General features: G+C 40.5%; 16 protein-coding genes. 12 read left to right on the top strand and 4 right to left on the bottom strand.

Annotated elements, in window-relative coordinates; translation table 11 throughout:
• Positions 1 to 27 precede the first annotated feature (27 nt).
• Entirely contained in the window at positions 28 to 537 is a 510-nt protein-coding gene (locus HYD28_11195) for a DUF2062 domain-containing protein (GenBank protein QLE09475.1), read from the bottom strand.
• Between the two features lie 360 nt (positions 538 to 897).
• On the opposite strand from HYD28_11195, the gene HYD28_11190 reads away from it, so the two are divergent.
• From HYD28_11190 to tcdA, 7 genes are read left to right on the top strand one after another with little or no spacing between them, the layout of a single operon-like run.
• On the top strand, positions 898 to 2,787 hold the full coding sequence (locus HYD28_11190; GenBank protein QLE10539.1) for a DNA internalization-related competence protein ComEC/Rec2: 1,890 nt from the start codon (positions 898 to 900) through the stop codon (positions 2,785 to 2,787).
• 59 nt (positions 2,788 to 2,846) lie between these two features.
• Positions 2,847 to 4,589, top strand: a complete 1,743-nt coding sequence (msbA, locus tag HYD28_11185; GenBank protein QLE09474.1) for a lipid A export permease/ATP-binding protein MsbA — start codon at positions 2,847 to 2,849, stop codon at positions 4,587 to 4,589.
• Entirely contained in the window at positions 4,589 to 5,566 is a 978-nt protein-coding gene (locus HYD28_11180; GenBank protein QLE09473.1) for a tetraacyldisaccharide 4'-kinase, read from the top strand. Before msbA ends, HYD28_11180 begins: the two co-directional genes overlap by 1 nt.
• Positions 5,556 to 5,753: a Trm112 family protein gene (locus tag HYD28_11175; GenBank protein QLE09472.1), complete on the top strand. Its 198-nt coding sequence runs from the start codon at positions 5,556 to 5,558 to the stop codon at positions 5,751 to 5,753. The genes HYD28_11180 and HYD28_11175 overlap by 11 nt, the downstream gene beginning before the upstream one ends.
• Positions 5,741 to 6,496, top strand: a complete 756-nt coding sequence (gene kdsB, locus HYD28_11170; GenBank protein ID QLE09471.1) for a 3-deoxy-manno-octulosonate cytidylyltransferase — start codon at positions 5,741 to 5,743, stop codon at positions 6,494 to 6,496. The genes HYD28_11175 and kdsB overlap by 13 nt, the downstream gene beginning before the upstream one ends.
• A gap of 3 nt (positions 6,497 to 6,499) precedes the next feature.
• Positions 6,500 to 7,174 (top strand): TIGR01621 family pseudouridine synthase, encoded by a 675-nt coding sequence (locus HYD28_11165; GenBank protein ID QLE09470.1) that lies wholly within the window; start codon positions 6,500 to 6,502, stop codon positions 7,172 to 7,174.
• Positions 7,175 to 7,969, top strand: coding sequence for a tRNA cyclic N6-threonylcarbamoyladenosine(37) synthase TcdA (tcdA, locus tag HYD28_11160; protein ID QLE09469.1), 795 nt, complete (start codon positions 7,175 to 7,177; stop codon positions 7,967 to 7,969). It abuts the gene before it with no gap.
• 3 nt (positions 7,970 to 7,972) lie between these two features.
• Here tcdA and HYD28_11155 read toward each other — a convergent pair whose 3' ends face one another.
• The 3 genes from HYD28_11155 to HYD28_11145 form a co-directional block, all read right to left on the bottom strand.
• Positions 7,973 to 8,386: a SufE family protein gene (locus HYD28_11155; protein ID QLE09468.1), complete on the bottom strand. Its 414-nt coding sequence runs from the start codon at positions 8,384 to 8,386 to the stop codon at positions 7,973 to 7,975.
• A 13-nt stretch (positions 8,387 to 8,399) separates the two neighbouring features.
• On the bottom strand, positions 8,400 to 9,614 hold the full coding sequence (gene sufS, locus HYD28_11150) for a SufS family cysteine desulfurase (protein QLE09467.1): 1,215 nt from the start codon (positions 9,612 to 9,614) through the stop codon (positions 8,400 to 8,402).
• Between the two features lie 111 nt (positions 9,615 to 9,725).
• Positions 9,726 to 11,012 carry a citrate synthase gene (locus HYD28_11145; GenBank protein ID QLE09466.1) on the bottom strand — a complete coding sequence of 429 codons (1,287 nt, stop codon included), beginning with the start codon at positions 11,010 to 11,012 and terminating at the stop codon, positions 9,726 to 9,728.
• A gap of 409 nt (positions 11,013 to 11,421) precedes the next feature.
• Here HYD28_11145 and sdhC point away from each other — a divergent pair, with 409 nt between their 5' ends.
• The 5 genes from sdhC (at position 11,422) to HYD28_11120 (ending at position 17,541) form a co-directional block, all read left to right on the top strand.
• A complete protein-coding gene (gene sdhC / locus HYD28_11140; protein QLE09465.1) occupies positions 11,422 to 11,799 on the top strand; it encodes a succinate dehydrogenase, cytochrome b556 subunit in 378 nt (125 codons plus the stop codon).
• The gene (gene sdhD / locus HYD28_11135; GenBank protein ID QLE09464.1) at positions 11,790 to 12,137 is read left to right on the top strand and encodes a succinate dehydrogenase, hydrophobic membrane anchor protein; all 348 of its coding nucleotides are present in this window, start codon (positions 11,790 to 11,792) and stop codon (positions 12,135 to 12,137) included. The genes sdhC and sdhD overlap by 10 nt, the downstream gene beginning before the upstream one ends.
• Complete coding sequence (gene sdhA / locus HYD28_11130) at positions 12,138 to 13,910, top strand: succinate dehydrogenase flavoprotein subunit (GenBank protein QLE09463.1); 1,773 nt, start codon at positions 12,138 to 12,140, stop codon at positions 13,908 to 13,910.
• Positions 13,911 to 13,920: 10 nt separating this feature from the next.
• Positions 13,921 to 14,637: a succinate dehydrogenase iron-sulfur subunit gene (locus HYD28_11125; GenBank protein ID QLE09462.1), complete on the top strand. Its 717-nt coding sequence runs from the start codon at positions 13,921 to 13,923 to the stop codon at positions 14,635 to 14,637.
• A gap of 84 nt (positions 14,638 to 14,721) precedes the next feature.
• Positions 14,722 to 17,541: a 2-oxoglutarate dehydrogenase E1 component gene (locus tag HYD28_11120; protein ID QLE09461.1), complete on the top strand. Its 2,820-nt coding sequence runs from the start codon at positions 14,722 to 14,724 to the stop codon at positions 17,539 to 17,541.

Below are 17,541 nucleotides of genomic sequence, written 5' to 3'. Positions count from 1 at the left end.
TGGGTTTTTTGTCTATACTGAAATCAGTTATTTTTTATGGCGATGTATCCACGCTTTACGAACAGAGCGTTTCCAAAGCATGTCGGTAGCAAAATAGCCTATGATTGCAGCAGCTGTTGCACAAATGAGTGAACCGACTAAAAAGGCTGGGCCAATTGTTGTTAGACTATCTATAAACCATTGCCAGCTTGGTTCAAATTGGAAGTGCTGCTGTGGTTGAGCAAGTGCAATAGTGCCAACAATATATGAACAATAGAAAATAGGAGGCATGGTCAGTGGGTTAGTGATCCACACTGTTGCAACAGAAATCGGTAAATTCACTCGAAATGGAATAGCCAGGGCGGCTGCAAGAACCATTTGAAAAGGAACAGGGATGAACGCAAAAAATAAACCAACCGCAAATGCACCGCGTGCTGAACGTCTATTTAAGTGCCATAAATTGGCATCATGCAATAAACGACCAAAAATTCTTAAATACTTGTGTTCTCTTACCTTGTTATGATCAGGTAAAAAGCGTTGGATCGTTTTTTTAGCCATTTAAAGCAACCATTTACATCTATTTGGTTATGCAGCGGCTTTGTCATAGGCTGTTTTTTCACCCTATATACATTTAGCACTGCGGCGTTTTATATAATGAGTTTTGCTGTATTGCTAGCAGGTGCCTATTTTAAGCCTTTTTTAACTCTATTGTCAGGGTTTATTTGCGCTATTTTAGTAGTGATTTTTCATTACTTCATTTTTTACTCAACCTCTGACTGTCAAATCGATTATCAACAAAGGCGATTAGTTCGATTTGAGGTGGTTGAAACATACAGTGATAAAAGCCCTTACTATATAAAAGCCAATTTAAAAAGTATTGAATCTTGTCCTGCTACGATTCGACCAACTCCTTTTGCGATGCTAAGTATTTCATCAGATAAACCCGTTGTTTCAGGTGATGAAATAAGTGCATCCCTAAAACTTAAGCGTTATCGTTCTGTTAAGAATTTCTATAGTTTTGATAGAGAAAGGCAAGCGCTACTCGAGCGAATATTTTATAAAGGTCGAAGCGTAGGAGAAATAACTTATCTAGATCATCATACCAATACGAGTTTACGTGATAGATACCTAAAATACATAGATAAAATTACAGCAAATAGCCGATTACAGTGGCTCTATTATGCGCTTTTAACTGGCGATAAAAGCAAAATAAGCTACGAAGATAATAATCAATTGCGTGAATTAGGTTTAAGTCATTTGCTTGCTATTTCAGGACTTCATATCGGACTTATATATGCAGTAGGGTTTTTTAGCTCGAAGTGGTTGCTAAGAGTCAGTCATTTGCCTATTCGACAATCATTCCAACTGAATAATATTTTTGCTTTATTTGGATTTAGTTGTTCATTTATTTATGTCTACCTCAGCGGTTTCATTGTCTCTGCCAGTCGTGCACTTGTAATGCTTGGGTGTTATTTGGTTATTTATAATTTGGGTAAAAATCCGCTGCGTTGGCGCTCAATTCTTTATGCTTTATGTATCGTATTGTTGATAGATCCATTTGCAATGTTGAACCCTGGACTCTATTTTAGTTTTATAGCGGTAACAATAATATTTTTATTAACTAGAAATACACTAGATGTAAGACTTGGATTTTTAAACAGGTTTGTTCAACTCTTCCAGATTCAGTGTGCTTTGTTTATCGGGTTACTTCCCTTATCTCTTTATTTTTTCAATGGCACGAGCATTATCGGCTTATTGATAAATCTTATTGCCGTACCTTTAGTAGGTTTACTGATATTACCACTGCTGATTTTTTATAGCTTGCTTTCGAGTCTATTCGATATTACAAGTTTATTGTCTTTAGTAGACAGTGTATTGTATTTGAGTTATCAATTGTTGCTCTCTATTCCCCATGATTTGCGCTGGTTTCCATTCAGCGAGTTTGATTTTTCATTATTAGTCATTAGTTACAGCACATTGCTTATTTTGTTATTTTGTCCAAACAAGTACGTTTGTTTAATACCCATTTGTATTTATGCCGTTGATTTCAAGTTACAGCCCAAAGCTCAATTTCAGTTAGACGTGTTTGATGTGGGGCATGGTTTAATGGTGATGGTGAGTGCCAATAACAAAGCCATTATCTATGATTTAGGGCCTCAGTATTTTGGCCGCTACGATTATATTCGCCGAGTATTACTTCAAAGCATTCGTAAACAACAACTCTCTGTTGTTGCAACCGTGATCAGTCATTTAGATAAAGACCATTCTGGCGGATTAGCTAGTTGGCAATTAGCAGGCTATGCAGAGACTTTAAGCACCTTCCATCCTAAAGGGCTTGAAGAGGCGTGTAAAACAAACAGTCTCATACTCGAAGGGGTCAAAATTAATAGTTTTCATGCCGACGACAGTAGAGATAATCGAAACGATCTGTCATGTTTATTAAAAATAACGCGTTTAAACTATTCGGTGTTACTTACGGGCGATATTTCGACAGCTGCGGAAACCAAGCTTATTGAAAATGGTGTCGACCTGCAATCGACTGTTTTATTGAGCCCACACCATGGTAGTAATACTTCTTCAAGTAATAGATTTATAAATGCTGTAGAGCCTGAAGTGGTTATCCATTCATCTGCTTACCAAGGACAATGGTTATTTCCTCACCCAGATGTTGTAAAACGATACAATGAGCACCATATACGACAGTTCTCAACTGCAGAACTTGGCCATATTCGTATAAAATTCTATGAAGATAATTATCGTATAGAGTTTGCGCGCGAGCAGGAAAGTTATTGGTTCGAACAAGATTGACGTTTTGTTTTTACCCCCTTAAGGCTACAATAGTCAAAGTCTATGAATAAGAGAGTGTTATGGATCAAACTACATCCCAAATCTACAAGCGATTAATCAGTTATGTGGGTGATTATAAGTTAATCGCGTTTTTCGCCATTGTGGGCATGATTGGTTATTCTGCCATGGATGCATTGTTTATCAATTTAATGAAACCGTTCATTGATGATGGTTTAAATGACCGTAACACGGATGTTTTAACTTACGCTCCCTTTGTTGTAATTGCATTGGTATTAGGTCGAGGCATGTTTAACTACATGTCGTCTTACTGTTTAAGCTATGTGGGCTCTCAAGTTGTGAGAACCCTGCGCCAGCAATTATTTGAACATATTTTACATCTGCCAGTTTCTTTTCATGATAAAAATTCGAACGGTGATTTAATATCTAAAATCACCTTTGATACCGAGCAAGTTCAACAAGCCATTACTAAAGCCTTATTAATTGTTGTTAGAGAAGGGGCGTTTGTTGTCTTTTTACTTTTCAATATGTTTTATACCAGTTGGAAGCTTTCACTGATATTTTTAGTCATTATTCCGCTGGTGGCTGTTATTGTCGCATTTGTATCAAAACGATTTCGTATGATTTCGAAAAAAATCCAGTCTGCAATGGGTCAAGTCACTCGCAGCTCAGAACAAATGCTATCTGGTCATAAAGTTATTCATGGTTTTGGTGGTCAGCAGCAAGAAATCTCACAGTTTTCTGCAATCAACAATCATAACCGTCAGCAGCGCATTAAAATGGACGCGACCAAAGCATTAAGTGTCTCCGTAATCCAAATATTAGCTGCAAGCGCGATGGCGGTTATTCTATGGGTCGTGTCTATGCCGTCAATGATTGATACCATCAGTTCTGGCGACTTCGTATTACTTATTTCATCAATGATGATGTTGTTACGTCCACTTAAGCAACTATCAAACGTAAATAGTGACTTACAACGTGGTATTTCAGCAGCGCAAAGTATCTTTTTAGTACTTGATGAAGAAGTAGAAAAAGACACTGGCAGTTACAGCGTTGATAAAGTAACTGGTAAAATTGAAGTAAACAATGTGACCTTTAAATACCCAACTAAAGATGAGCCTGTATTAAAGAATTTATCACTTTCGATTAATGCTGGCGAAAGTATTGCTTTAGTGGGTCGTTCAGGCTCAGGTAAATCGACCATTTCGAATTTATTACCACGTTATTATGAGCTTGAAGGTGACAGTGAAATTTTGCTTGATGGTGTCAACATCGCTGATTACAAACTGACAGACCTACGTAAGCAATTTGCACTGGTTTCACAGCAAGTGGTTTTATTTAACGACACTATTACGAATAATATTTGTTATGGACTCGAGCGCGAATTAACAAACGATGAGTTAATGGCAGTTGCTAAGCAAGCCCATGTCTGGGAGTTCGTTAAAGATTTACCTGATGGTTTAAATACCATGGTAGGTGAAAACGGCGTAATGTTATCAGGCGGTCAACGTCAGCGAATTGCAATCGCGCGTGCAATTTTAAAAGATGCTCCTATTTTAATTCTTGATGAGGCGACATCTGCTCTCGATACAGAGTCTGAAAAACTGATCCAGCAAGCACTTGATAGCTTAATGAAAGAAAAAACCTCGATTGTGATAGCACACCGTTTATCAACAATAGAAAACAGTGATTGTATTTATGTAATCGACCATGGTCAGGTTATCGAAAAGGGCACGCATAGCGAGCTGCTTGAAAAAGACGGCACCTATTCCGCTTTATGTAAAATGCAGTTTGGTGAGCAGTAGTGAGTGTAATTGAAAAAAGCTGGTATAAAAAGCCAGGTTTACTCAGTGTTTTGTTGTTACCTTTGAGTGCGCTTTTTTGGCTTATCTCTACACTTCGTGCCTTGCTTTATAAGCTTAATATACTTAAGGCTTTTAAAGCGCGTGTTCCTATAATAGTCGTCGGCAACATTAGTGTCGGTGGCAATGGCAAAACGCCATTTGTTATTTGGCTTGCTGAATACTTACAACAGCAAGGTTTAAAAGTGGCAGTGATCAGCCGTGGCTATGGTGGTCAGTCTGATTCGTATCCGTTGTTAGTGACTGATGAAACAACTACAACACAAGCAGGTGACGAACCTGTGCTTATTAAACGACGCTTAGGCTGTGTTGTTATGGTAGGACCGGATCGACAAGCTAGCATTAAAAAATTAGAACAACATGATATCGATGTCATCATTTCTGATGACGGAATGCAGCATTATAAAATGGCGCGTGACATTGAGTGTTGTATTGTTGATAGTGAACGTCAATTTGGTAACGGACTGCTCATGCCAGCAGGTCCGCTTCGCGAAACAAAGGCGCGTTTAAAATCGGTTGATCTAGTAATTGAAAATGGTGGCGACGCACAGAGTCGTTATGATTTAACGTGTAGTCCGTTTAGAGCCGTTAGCAATGCAGAACCGATCGGTTCAGTACAAGATAAAGGCCATGCCGTAAGTGCTATTGGTAACCCAAAACGCTTTGAAATGAGTTTAAAGCAGCAGGGTATTAGCTTGTTATCTACCCATCATTTTCGTGATCATTATGCTTATCAAGCAAGTGACTTTAGCGATTTTGCAGATGACGCCGTGTTTATGACAGAAAAAGATGCAGTTAAATGCTTTAGTTTTGCAAAGCCTAATTGGTATTATTTACCTGTTGATGCAAAACCGACACCTGCAGTTATCGAAAAACTTAATTTATTATTAAAACAAAAAGGGATCCTCAATGGCCTTTGATACAAAATTACTTGAAATTATCGCTTGCCCAGTGTGCAAAGGTAAATTACGTCTTGATAAAGAGAATCAAGAGCTTATTAGCACTGCTGCGAAACTTGCGTATCCAATCAAAGATGATATTCCGGTGCTACTAGAAAATGAAGCTCGTGAATTAAGCCAAGAAGAGGTTGATAAGTGGAATTCGTAGTCGTCATTCCAGCACGCTACGCATCGACGCGTTTACCTGGTAAACCACTTGCTGATATATGTGGCAAGCCTATGATCCAACACGTTTATGAAAAAGCGGTTGCTTCTGGTGCATCAAAAGTCTATATCGCGACTGACCATCAAATAGTGTTTGATGCAGTTAAAGAGTTTACCAGTAATGTACTGATGACACGTGAAGATCACCAATCGGGCACTGAGCGTTTAGCTGAGGTCGTTGAGCAATTAGAGCTAGAGAGTGACACCATTGTAGTGAACGTACAAGGTGATGAGCCTTTATTAGCAAGTGAAAACGTATCTCAAGTTGCTAAGCTTCTTGCTGATTCGGATGCACCTATGGCTACATTAAGTACAAGTATCGATGAGATTGAAGATATTTTTAATCCTAATTGTGTAAAAGTCATTAGCGATGTGGATAACAACGCGCTGTATTTTTCTCGATCGCCAATTCCCTATCACCGTGATGCGATGATGAAAAATGATCACTCTCAATTAAATTTAACTGATTTTGCTCGTCACATTGGTCTTTATGCCTATCGCGCAGGCTTCATCAAAGATTATATTGAGTTGCCGCAAACGCGTTTAGAGCTACTAGAGTCTTTAGAACAGTTACGTGTACTTTACCATGGTCACAAGATTAAAATCGCTAAGGCAAAATGCGCTCCACAAGCAGGCGTTGATACCCCTGAAGATTTGGCTCGCGTCATAGCTGTGCTTGGCAATTAAATAATGCATGATGTAAACAGCGTTCATCTTCATGCAAGTGAAGATGATTTCCATGTCTTTTATAAACCTGCAGGTGTTAGCTTTCACAGTGAAGAATGTGCTGGTTTTGTTGTACTTGCTGAGCAACTGGTAAATGAAAAGCTATATCCAGTTCATAGACTCGATAAAGTTACTTCAGGTTTGATTATTTTAGCCCGTAGCAAAGAAGCAGCAGCTGAATTCACCGCGCTGTTTAGTGCTCATAAAGTTAACAAGTTTTATCTAGCACTCAGTGATGCTAAACCAAAGAAAAAACAAGGCTGGATAAAAGGTGACATGCAGAAAAGTCGTCGAGGGGCATTTAAGTTATTAAAGAGTCAAACTAACCCTGCTATAACAAGATTTTACTCAAAAAGTATTCGAGCAGGATTACGTGCTTATTTGTTAAAACCATTTTCTGGCAAGACTCATCAACTAAGGGTGGCGATGAAAAGTTTAGGTGCACCTATACTCGGCGATACACTCTACGCAGGAAGCAAGGATGAACGAACAAATTTGCATGCCTATGCACTACAGTTTAGTTATAAAGAGCAACTTAAAGAATATCGCTGCGATTACACTTTAGGCGCTCATCTCAATGAAGTTTTTAACTCAGACGAATTCAAAGAGTGGACAGCTCCTTGGACGTTGGATTGGTAAATGAAAGAAACAACACAAGACATCCGTTTTGGTGGCATTAAACGTTTATATGGTCATCAGCAATTTGATTGGATACAACAAGCACATTTTTGTGTCATAGGTATTGGGGGCGTAGGTAGTTGGGCCGCTGAAGCGTTGGCTCGAACGGGTGTAGGGCAACTAACTCTCATTGACCTTGATGATATATGTGCTACGAATGTGAATCGTCAAATTCATGCTTTAACTGGTACGGTAGGTGAGGCAAAAGTTGAAGCCATGAAAACACGTTGTGAGCTGATAAACCCTGATATCAAAATTAACGTTATTGATGACTTCATTACGCTAGATAACATTCGTGAACATATTCAAGGTTTTGATTATGTAATTGACTGTATTGATGCTGTTAAAGAAAAAGCGGCGCTAATTGCTCATTGTAAACGTATAAAGTTACCCGTTATTACTACCGGTGGTGCAGGTGGGCAAACTGATCCAAGTCAAATCAGCTTTGGTGATGTAGCTAAAACTACTCATGACCCTTTGCTAGCAAAAGTACGTTATATTCTTCGAAAACAGTACAACTTTAGTAGCAATCCAAAGCGTAAATTTAACGTTGATTGTGTTTATTCAACAGAGCAGCTTGTATATCCAACCTCTGAAGGTGAGGTATGCCAAGCAAAACAAGGTGCAGATGGCTCAATGAATATGGATTGTAACAATGGTTTTGGCTCAGCCACGATGGTAACTGGAAGCTTTGGCTTTTTTGTTGCAGCCAAAGCAATTAGAAAGTACCTTGATAAAAAACAGCGTCATGTATAAGACTTATCGTTTTTGGTCGGCCATGGTTTGAATTCTATCAACCATGGCTTTGATGCCATTACCCCGAGAAGGGCTTAAATGGCTAATTAGACCGAGTCGTTCAAACTCATCATATGCATTAATTTGTGCTGCTTGCTCCGGTGTTAGACCATTGTATAAGGCTAAAATCAAAGCCAATAACCCCTTTACGATACGAGTATCAGAGTCACCAGCTAAAACGAGGCTGTTTTCTGAGTGATCAAAGTCAATATATAGCCAAACTTTACTTTCACACCCCTTAACGAGCGCGTCATCAACTTTTAGTACCTCAGGCATAATAGGTAATTGCTTACCTAACAGCATTATTTGGCGATATTTTTGCTGCCAGCCTGCAGCCGTTTCAATATCTTTACTAATGGCTTCAAACGTTGAATTCATATTTTATCCACAATTAATCTAATATTTCGATACTACTTTTAACGGCACTGATAAATGCATCTACGTCATCTTTATTGTTATATAACGCAAAACTGGCTCGTACTGTACCAGGAATACCTAAATGGCTCATTATAGGTTGTGTACAATGGTGACCACTGCGAACTGCAACGCCAAACCCATCAAGTAGGGTGGCTAAATCAAAAGGATGTTCATCGCGATAATTAAAGCTGATGTTACCAATGTTATCTCTTTGGTTTGAATAGATTTTAATACCATCAATAGCAGCCAATTTATTTATTGCATAATCGAAAACTGTATGCTCATGTTGACGCATCTGCTGAAAATCTAAAGATGTTAAATAATTAATGGCTTCAGCAAAGGCGATTACACCAGCAATATTTGGAGTGCCGGCTTCAAATTTACCTGGCGCCTCTCGAAAAGTGCTATGAGTAAGGCTCACTGCTTCAATCATTTCACCACCGGTCTGGTAAACGTCAAGCGAATTTAGTAGCTCAAAACGTCCATATAGACCACCTAATCCTGTTGGTCCGAGCATTTTATGGGCAGAAAATACATAAAAATCACAGGAAATTTCTTGTAAGTTAGGACGTAAATGCATAGCAGCCTGTGCACCATCAACTACAGAAATCGCATTTGAGGCTTTACATGCTGCAAGGATAGGTCCTAAATCAGTAATATTTCCTAATGTATTTGATGCATGGGTAACAGCGACAATTTTTGGCTGATGCAGTTTTATAAAGTCACTGCAATGAGCACTATCAATGACCAAATCATCTTCAATAGGCATAATAATAAGCTCTGCGCCGGTACGCTGTGCTAGTTGTTGCCAAGGGACTATATTGGCGTGATGTTCAATAGCAGATAGGGCAATTTTATCGCCAGGATTAAGCCTCGAAGCCAGACCATTTGCGATTAAATTAATCGATTCGGTTGCCCCTTTGGTCCACACTATCTCATTATTTTTTATTGAAAAATAATCTGCAAGTAGCGTTCTTGTATGCTCATATTGGCGTGTCGCGTTTTCACTGAGAGTATGGCGGCCGCGGTGCACATTGGCGTTCTCGTGGCTATAAAAACGGCTAAGTGCATTAATAACTGCCTGTGGCTTTTGTGAGGTAGCCGCTGAGTCTAAATACACCAAAGGCTGCTCATTGACTGTTTCATTCAGTATTGGAAAGTCAGCACGTATTTTTGTGATATCGAACATGAAAGGCCTTAAGCTACAAGAATGCGACGATTTTAATTACTTTGTACAAATAGACAAGTGCAGGGCAACAAAAAAGGCCGCAAAGCGGCCTTTTTTAAACGCAAATTCGTATTAACGCTTGTCTGTTGGTACGTAATCGCGTGAAGTTTCACCAGTATATAACTGACGAGGACGGCTGATCTTGTGACCAGGTTGAGAAAGCATCTCATCCCAGTGAGAGATCCAACCAACAGTACGTGACATTGCAAAGATTACAGTGAACATGCTTGTTGGAATACCGATTGCTTTTAAGATGATACCTGAGTAGAAATCTACGTTAGGGTATAATTTCTTCTCAACGAAGTATGGGTCTTCAAGTGCGATTTGCTCAAGCTTCATAGCGATATCAAGAAGTGGATCTTGAATGTTTAGCTCAGCAAGTACTTCGTGACACGTTTGACGCATTACAGTCGCACGTGGGTCGAAGTTTTTGTATACACGGTGACCAAAGCCCATAAGACGGAAAGGATCAGACTTGTCTTTCGCTTTAGCAACGTACTCGTCGATACGGTCAACAGAACCGATTTCTTCTAACATGTTAAGACATGCTTCGTTAGCACCACCGTGCGCAGGACCCCATAAAGATGCGATACCAGCAGCGATACACGCGTAAGGGTTAGCACCTGAAGAACCTGCTAAACGAACAGTTGACGTAGACGCGTTTTGCTCATGGTCAGCGTGAAGCATGAAGATTTTGTCCATTGCTTTAGCAAGAACAGGGCTTACTTTGTATTCTTCAGCTGGTACTGAGAACATCATGTGTAAGAAGTTTTCAGCGAAGCTTAAGTCGTTACGTGGGTAAACAAACGGTTGGCCTACGTTGTATTTGTAAGCCATAGCAGCGATAGTTGGTAATTTAGCAACTAGCTTGATTGCGCTTGTTTTACGTTGTGTTGCATCTGTGATGTCTAAATCTTCGTGGTAGAAAGAAGAAAGAGCACCTACAACACCACAAAGCATTGCCATTGGGTGAGCGTCAAAGCGGAAACCTTGGAAGAAGTTTGCAATTTTAGTATCAAGCATTGTGTTGTGCGTGATTTCTTGAGCAAACGCTTCGTATTGTTCTTTAGTAGGTAACTCGCCGTTTAATAGTAAGTAGCAAAGCTCGATGTAGTTTGATTCATCAGCTAATTGCTCGATTGGGTAACCACGGTGTAATAAAACACCTTTGCCGCCATCGATGTAAGTGATTGAAGATTCACAAGAACCGGTCGACATGAAACCTGGGTCGTAAGTGAAGTGGCCGTGAGAACCTAACGTACGTACGTCGATTACGTCTTGGCCAGCAGTGCCTTGGTAAATTGGAAGTTCGATTGGATCAAGACCATCAATATGGACCGTGGCTTTCTTATCCGCCATCTATTTATCTCCTATTAAGATAACAACTCTGATTGTTATGTTCTGAATCTGTTTAAGCACATTCTTTTCATTTTAACGTGAAAGAGGGGTGTAAAGTCAATTTTTATAAACATTATGCACAAATGGATAATAAATATTCTACCAGGATTAAATATTATACTATTGGCTAATTCGCAAACGTCTCTTACTAAACAAGAATTGTAAAAAGACCATTGGCTATATATACTATCCAAGGTTTTATACCGTATTGTCTGTAGGTAAACTTTATTTTTACATTTGAGTTTTGCATCAGTGTGAACTTTTTGTGTATCAACACGGTTTACTTAGATAGTTCCATCGAAATTCATTTTGATGGGTTTTAGAAAAACAAGTAGATGAGCTCCTAAGTGGGCAAGATGGGCAAGTAACTGTGAAAAAGCAAAGACCTGTAAATCTAGATCTAACAACTATATCTATGCCGGCAACGGCTAAAGCATCAATTTTTCACCGCGTCACCGGTGTTGCATTATTTTTTGCTTTAACGTTTGTCATTTGGGCTTGGTCTGAGTCTCTTTCTTCTGCAGAAGGTTTTGAATTCGTCAAGGGTCTGTTCAGCGGATTCATTGCCAAATTCATAGCATGGGGCACCATTTCTGTATTGGCGTATCACTTAATCGGTGGTATCCGTCATATCATTATGGACATGGGTCACTGGGAAGAACTTGAATCAGGTAACTTCAGCGCTAAAGTTGCATTAGCTTTAGGTGTTGTAGCTGCAATTCTAGCAGGAGTGTGGATATGGTTTTAAATCAAGCAACTCTTAAACGTGATGGTGTACAAGATTTCGTATCACTACGTGCAACTGCATTAATAATCGGCGCTTACGCGATTTTTATTATCGGTTATTTTTTATGTACGCCAGAAGTCACTTTCGAAGCCTGGCAGGGCCTATTCTCTAACCTAGCAATGAAAGGGTTTACCTTAATTACCCTAGTTTGCATCATGGTTCACACCCGTATCGGCCTTTGGCAAGTTCTTACGGACTATGTCAAAAACGCTAAATTACGTGCTGTTTTAGGCTTTGTATTAAACCTTATGGCTGTTGCTTACGTAGCAATTGGTCTAATCGTTTTATGGGGTGTTTAAGTGAATTATTCTGTTCGTGAATTTGACGCTGTAGTGATTGGTGCCGGTGGTGCGGGTATGCGCGCAGCACTAGCTATCACTGAATCAGGCAAAACCTGTGCACTTATCTCAAAAGTTTTCCCTACACGTTCTCACACTGTGTCTGCACAGGGTGGTATTACGGTTGCTCTGGGTAACTCACATGAAGATAACTGGGAATGGCACATGTACGATACTGTTAAAGGTTCCGATTTTATCGGTGACCAAGACGCTATCGAATATATGTGTAAAACAGGTCCTGAAGCTATTACTGAATTAGAAAACATGGGTTTACCATTTTCTCGTTTTGAAAATGGCCGTGTTTATCAACGTCCTTTCGGCGGTCAGTCGAAAAACTTTGGTGGTGAACAGGCTGCACGTACTGCAGCAGCAGCTGACCGTACTGGTCACGCGCTATTACACTGTTTATACCAACAGAACGTTAAAAACAAAACAAACGTATTCTCTGAGTGGTACGCACTTGATTTAGTTAAAAACAGCGACGGTCACGTTGTTGGTTGTACAGCAATCGACATCGAGTCTGGCGAAGTTGTTTACTTCAAATCGAAAGCTGTTGTTTTAGCAACAGGCGGTGCAGGCCGTATCTACGCATCTACAACGAATGCACACATCAATACTGGTGACGGTGTTGGTATGGCTACACGTGCTGGTGTTGCAATGCAAGATATGGAAATGTGGCAGTTCCACCCAACAGGTATTGCTGGCGCTGGTGTACTTGTAACTGAAGGTTGTCGTGGTGAAGGTGGTTACCTTCTAAACAAAGACGGCGAACGCTTCATGGAACGTTACGCGCCAAATGCTAAAGACTTAGCGTCTCGTGACGTTGTTGCTCGTTCAATGATGACTGAGATCCGTGAAGGTCGTGGTTGCGATGGTCCTTACGGTCCACATATCAAGCTTAAGCTTGACCACTTAGGTGAAGAGACACTTAACCTACGTCTTCCAGGCGTATGTGACCTTGCGAAAACATTCGCACACGTTGATCCAGCTAAAGAGCCAATCCCAGTTATCCCAACATGTCACTACATGATGGGTGGTGTTCCAACTAACGTTAATGGTCAAGCATTACAAATCGATGCAAATGGCCAAGAAAAAGTAGTTGAAGGTTTATTCGCTGTTGGTGAAATTGCTTGTGTATCTGTACACGGTGCTAACCGCCTAGGTGGTAACTCACTACTTGACTTAGTTGTATTCGGCCGTGCAGCCGGTAACTTCTTAGGTAAGTACCTTAACGGTGTTGAAGCTGGTAAAGATGCGTCTGAGTCTGACCTTGAAGCATCTCTTGCTCGCTTTAATCGTTGGGAAAACTCTAAAGTTGGCCAAGGTGAAGACCCTGTTCAAATCAAGAAAGATCTACAAATGTGTATGCAACTTAACTTCTCGGTATTCCGTGAAGGTGATGCAATGGCAACAGGTCTGAAAGAACTTAAAGAAATTCGTGAACGTCTTCAGTACGCTCGTCTTGACGACAAGTCAACTGAATTCAACACAGCACGTATCGAATGTCTAGAGCTAGATAACTTGATGGAAACAGCTTACTCAACAGCAGTAGCTGCGAACTTCCGCACAGAAAGCCGTGGTGCACACTCTCGTTTTGACTTCCCAGATCGCGATGACGACAACTGGTTATGTCACTCTATCTATAACCCAGTTACAGATGAAATGACAAAACGTGAAGTAAACTACGCGCCGAAACTGCGTGAAGCTTTCCCACCTAAAGCACGTACATACTAGGAGCGAGACGATGGCACAAGTACAATTTTCGGTTTATCGTTACAATCCAGATGTTGATAATGCACCACGTATGCAAGACTTCTCGCTAGAAACGCAAGAAGGCCAAGATATGATGGTATTGGATGCTCTTATGCAATTAAAAGAGCAAGATCCAACATTATCATTCCGTCGTTCATGCCGTGAAGGTGTGTGTGGTTCTGACGGTATCAACATGAATGGTAAAAACGGTTTAGCGTGTATTACACCTTTATCAACGCTACTAAAAGGTGGCAAAGGTAAAATCGTAATTCGTCCTTTACCAGGTTTACCAGTGGTACGTGACCTTGTTATTGACATGAGTCAGTTCTACACTCAATACGAAAAAGTTAAGCCTTATCTAATCAACGACACGCCTGCGGCGGGTGAGCGTCTTCAGTCAATCGAAGAACGTGATAAGTTAGATGGCTTATATGAGTGTATCTTATGTGCATGTTGTTCAACATCGTGTCCTTCGTTCTGGTGGAATCCAGACAAGTTCATCGGTCCTGCGGGTCTTCTTCATGCTTATCGTTTCTTGGCTGATAGCCGCGATACAGCAACTGAAGAGCGTCTTGCAGACCTAGACGATGCGTTCAGCGTGTTCCGTTGTCACAGTATCATGAACTGTGTTAGCGTGTGTCCAAAAGGTCTTAACCCGACCAAAGCAATTGGACAAATCAAATCAATGCTATTGAACCGCGCTGTTTAAAGCTTGAATATGTAAGGTGGTTAAGTGATTAACCACCTTGTTTTTACAACAATTAATTTCTGCGCTAAAGAAAAGGGCTTATAAATGCACGAAGGTGTGATGAAGGCATGGCTAGAATCTTCTCACTTAAACGGCGGTAACGTTGCTTACGTAGAAGAGCTTTATGAAGCGTACTTAGATGATGCGACTTCTGTGCCAGAAGAATGGCGAGAAGTGTTCGAACAATTACCAAAAGTTGATGGTGTGGATGTTGACGTAAAACATTCAGATGTTCGTGCACAATTTGCACAGCTTGCTAAAAACAAGCATAGAGAAGTAGTGGTAGCAGAGGGTGGCTCTGGCGATCCTAAACAGGTCAAAGTGCTACAACTTATTAATGCTTTCCGTTTCCGTGGTCACCAAAATGCCAACCTAGATCCGTTAGGTATCTGGGAACGCGAGCGAGTTCGAGATCTTGAACTTGAATACCACGATTTATCTGAAGCTGATTTTGACCGTGAATTCAATGTGGGTTCGTTTGCTGTCGGTCGCGAAACCATGCCATTAGGTGAGCTATATCAAGCACTCAAAACGACTTATTGTGGGTCGGTTGGTGCTGAGTATATGCACATCACTTCAACTGAAGAAAAGCGTTGGTTACAACAACGTTTAGAATCAGTGCAATCACGTCCAAAGTTCTCTAAAGAAGAAAAGCTACGTATCCTTAAAGGATTAACAGCTGCAGATGGCCTTGAAAAATATTTAGGGGCTAAGTTCCCTGGTGCAAAACGTTTCTCACTTGAAGGTGGTGACGCATTAGTACCAATGCTTAAAGAACTAATTCATCGTGCAGGTGAAAGCGGACAAAAAGAAGCTGTTATTGGTATGGCTCACCGCGGTCGCTTGAACGTACTAGTGAACGTATTAGGTAAAAACCCATCAGAATTATTCGATGAGTTCGCTGGTAAACACAAAGACACATTAAGCTCAGGTGATGTTAAATATCACATGGGTTATTCATCTGACTTTGCAACTAAGGGTGGCAACGTGCACATGGCACTTGCATTTAACCCGTCTCACTTAGAAATCGTTAATCCAGTGGTTATGGGTTCGGTACGTGCTCGTTTAGACCGTCTAGGTGATAAGTCAGGTATTAAAGCATTACCGATTACTATTCACGGTGACTCTGCAATCGCAGGTCAGGGTGTTGTTCAAGAAACATTTAACTTATCGCAAACTAATGCATTTAGTTGTGGTGGTAGTATTCGCATCGTTGTAAATAACCAAGTAGGTTTTACAACGTCTAAACAGTCTGATGTACGTTCTACACCTTACTGTACTGATATTGCGAAAATGGTTCAGGCACCAATTTTCCACGTTAACTCTGACGATCCTGAAGCGGTAGCATTTGTCACTCAAATCGCGCTAGATTTCAGAAACCAGTTTAAACGTGATGTAGTGATTGATTTAGTATGTTATCGCCGTCATGGTCATAACGAAGCGGATGAGCCGAATGCGACTCAACCACTTATGTACCAAAAAATCAAAAAGCATCCAGTACCTCGTCTAATTTACGCAGATCAATTAGTTGCTGAAGGTTCATTCTCAGAAAATGAAGTAAAAGCACTTGCTGATGATTACCGTAACGGTCTAGATAAAGGCAACTGTGTTGTTGAAGAAATTCAACTAGAAACATCGCACTCTTCTGATTGGGCTAAGTTTGTTGGTCACGATTGGGATGTTGAGTACGATGCAACAGTATCTGTTGAAAAATTAAAAGAACTTGGTAAAAAAGTAGCAAGCTTCCCAGAAAGCCATAAAGCTCAGTCGCGTGTTAATAAAATCTACGATGACCGTAAGTTGATGGCTACAGGTGAAAAACCACTTGATTGGGGTATGGCTGAAACACTTGCTTATGCAACGCTTGTTGATGCGGGTACAGATATCCGTTTAACTGGTCAAGACTCTGGCCGTGGTACATTCTTCCACCGTCATGCGGTTATCCATAATCAAAAAGATGCATCAACATACTTACCGCTGCAAAATATCAGTGAAAATCAAGGTGCATTTGAAGTTTACGATTCAGTTCTTTCTGAAGAAGCTGTTCTTGCGTTTGAATATGGTTATGCTACAGCTGAACCTACTTCACTTGTAATGTGGGAAGCACAATTTGGTGATTTCGCGAATGGCGCACAAGTTGTATTTGACCAATTCTTAAGTTCAGGTGAGCAGAAGTGGGGTCGTTTATGTGGTCTTACATGTTTACTTCCACATGGTTATGAAGGTCAAGGTCCAGAGCATAGCTCAGCACGTCTAGAACGTTTCTTACAGTTGTGTGCTGATCACAATATGCAAGTATGTGTTCCTTCAACACCTGCACAAGTCTATGCAATGCTTCGTCGTCAATCTGTTCGTCCTTTACGCCGTCCATTGATTGTTATGACGCCTAAGTCGCTACTTCGTCACCCGCTGGCAACGTCTTCACTTGAAGAGTTATCAGAAGGTGTGTTCCACAATATGATTGACGAAATCGATGATATTGCAGCAGATAAAGTAGAACGCGTTGTATTTTGTAGTGGTAAAGTTTACTACGAGCTACTACAAGAGCGTCGTAAGCAAGAATTAAATAACATTGCTATTGTTCGTGTAGAACAACTATATCCATTCCCACATGCTGAGATGGATACAATCATGCAGCGTTACCAACACGTTAAAGATTTTGTTTGGTGTCAAGAAGAACCGCAAAACCAAGGTGCATGGTATTGTTCTCAACACCACTTCGTTGATGCAATTCCAGCCGGTGCTAAATTAACTTACGCAGGTCGTAAAGCATCAGCATCACCAGCGTGTGGTTACATGTCAGTGCATAATAAAGAACAACAAGCGCTCGTTGCAGATGCGCTTACTATTGAAAAGAAAGGATAA

The sequence above is a fragment of the Pseudoalteromonas shioyasakiensis genome (genome assembly GCA_013391845.1).
Lineage (GTDB): Bacteria > Pseudomonadota > Gammaproteobacteria > Enterobacterales > Alteromonadaceae > Pseudoalteromonas > Pseudoalteromonas apostichopi.
This window is presented reverse-complemented; position numbering and strand designations above follow the sequence as displayed.

What these genes read in the sequence shown, in the direction of transcription:
- HYD28_11195 (QLE09475.1), bottom strand. Translation starts at nt 537, where the DNA reads ATGGCTAAAAAAACGATCCAACGCTTTTTACCTGATCATAACAAGGTA.
- HYD28_11190 (QLE10539.1), top strand. Translation starts at nt 898, where the DNA reads ATGCTAAGTATTTCATCAGATAAACCCGTTGTTTCAGGTGATGAAATA.
- msbA (QLE09474.1), top strand. Translation starts at nt 2,847, where the DNA reads ATGGATCAAACTACATCCCAAATCTACAAGCGATTAATCAGTTATGTG.
- HYD28_11175 (QLE09472.1), top strand. Translation starts at nt 5,556, where the DNA reads ATGGCCTTTGATACAAAATTACTTGAAATTATCGCTTGCCCAGTGTGC.
- HYD28_11165 (QLE09470.1), top strand. Translation starts at nt 6,500, where the DNA reads ATGCATGATGTAAACAGCGTTCATCTTCATGCAAGTGAAGATGATTTC.
- tcdA (QLE09469.1), top strand. Translation starts at nt 7,175, where the DNA reads ATGAAAGAAACAACACAAGACATCCGTTTTGGTGGCATTAAACGTTTA.
- HYD28_11155 (QLE09468.1), bottom strand. Translation starts at nt 8,386, where the DNA reads ATGAATTCAACGTTTGAAGCCATTAGTAAAGATATTGAAACGGCTGCA.
- sufS (QLE09467.1), bottom strand. Translation starts at nt 9,614, where the DNA reads ATGTTCGATATCACAAAAATACGTGCTGACTTTCCAATACTGAATGAA.
- HYD28_11145 (QLE09466.1), bottom strand. Translation starts at nt 11,012, where the DNA reads ATGGCGGATAAGAAAGCCACGGTCCATATTGATGGTCTTGATCCAATC.
- sdhD (QLE09464.1), top strand. Translation starts at nt 11,790, where the DNA reads ATGGTTTTAAATCAAGCAACTCTTAAACGTGATGGTGTACAAGATTTC.
- HYD28_11125 (QLE09462.1), top strand. Translation starts at nt 13,921, where the DNA reads ATGGCACAAGTACAATTTTCGGTTTATCGTTACAATCCAGATGTTGAT.
- HYD28_11120 (QLE09461.1), top strand. Translation starts at nt 14,722, where the DNA reads ATGCACGAAGGTGTGATGAAGGCATGGCTAGAATCTTCTCACTTAAAC.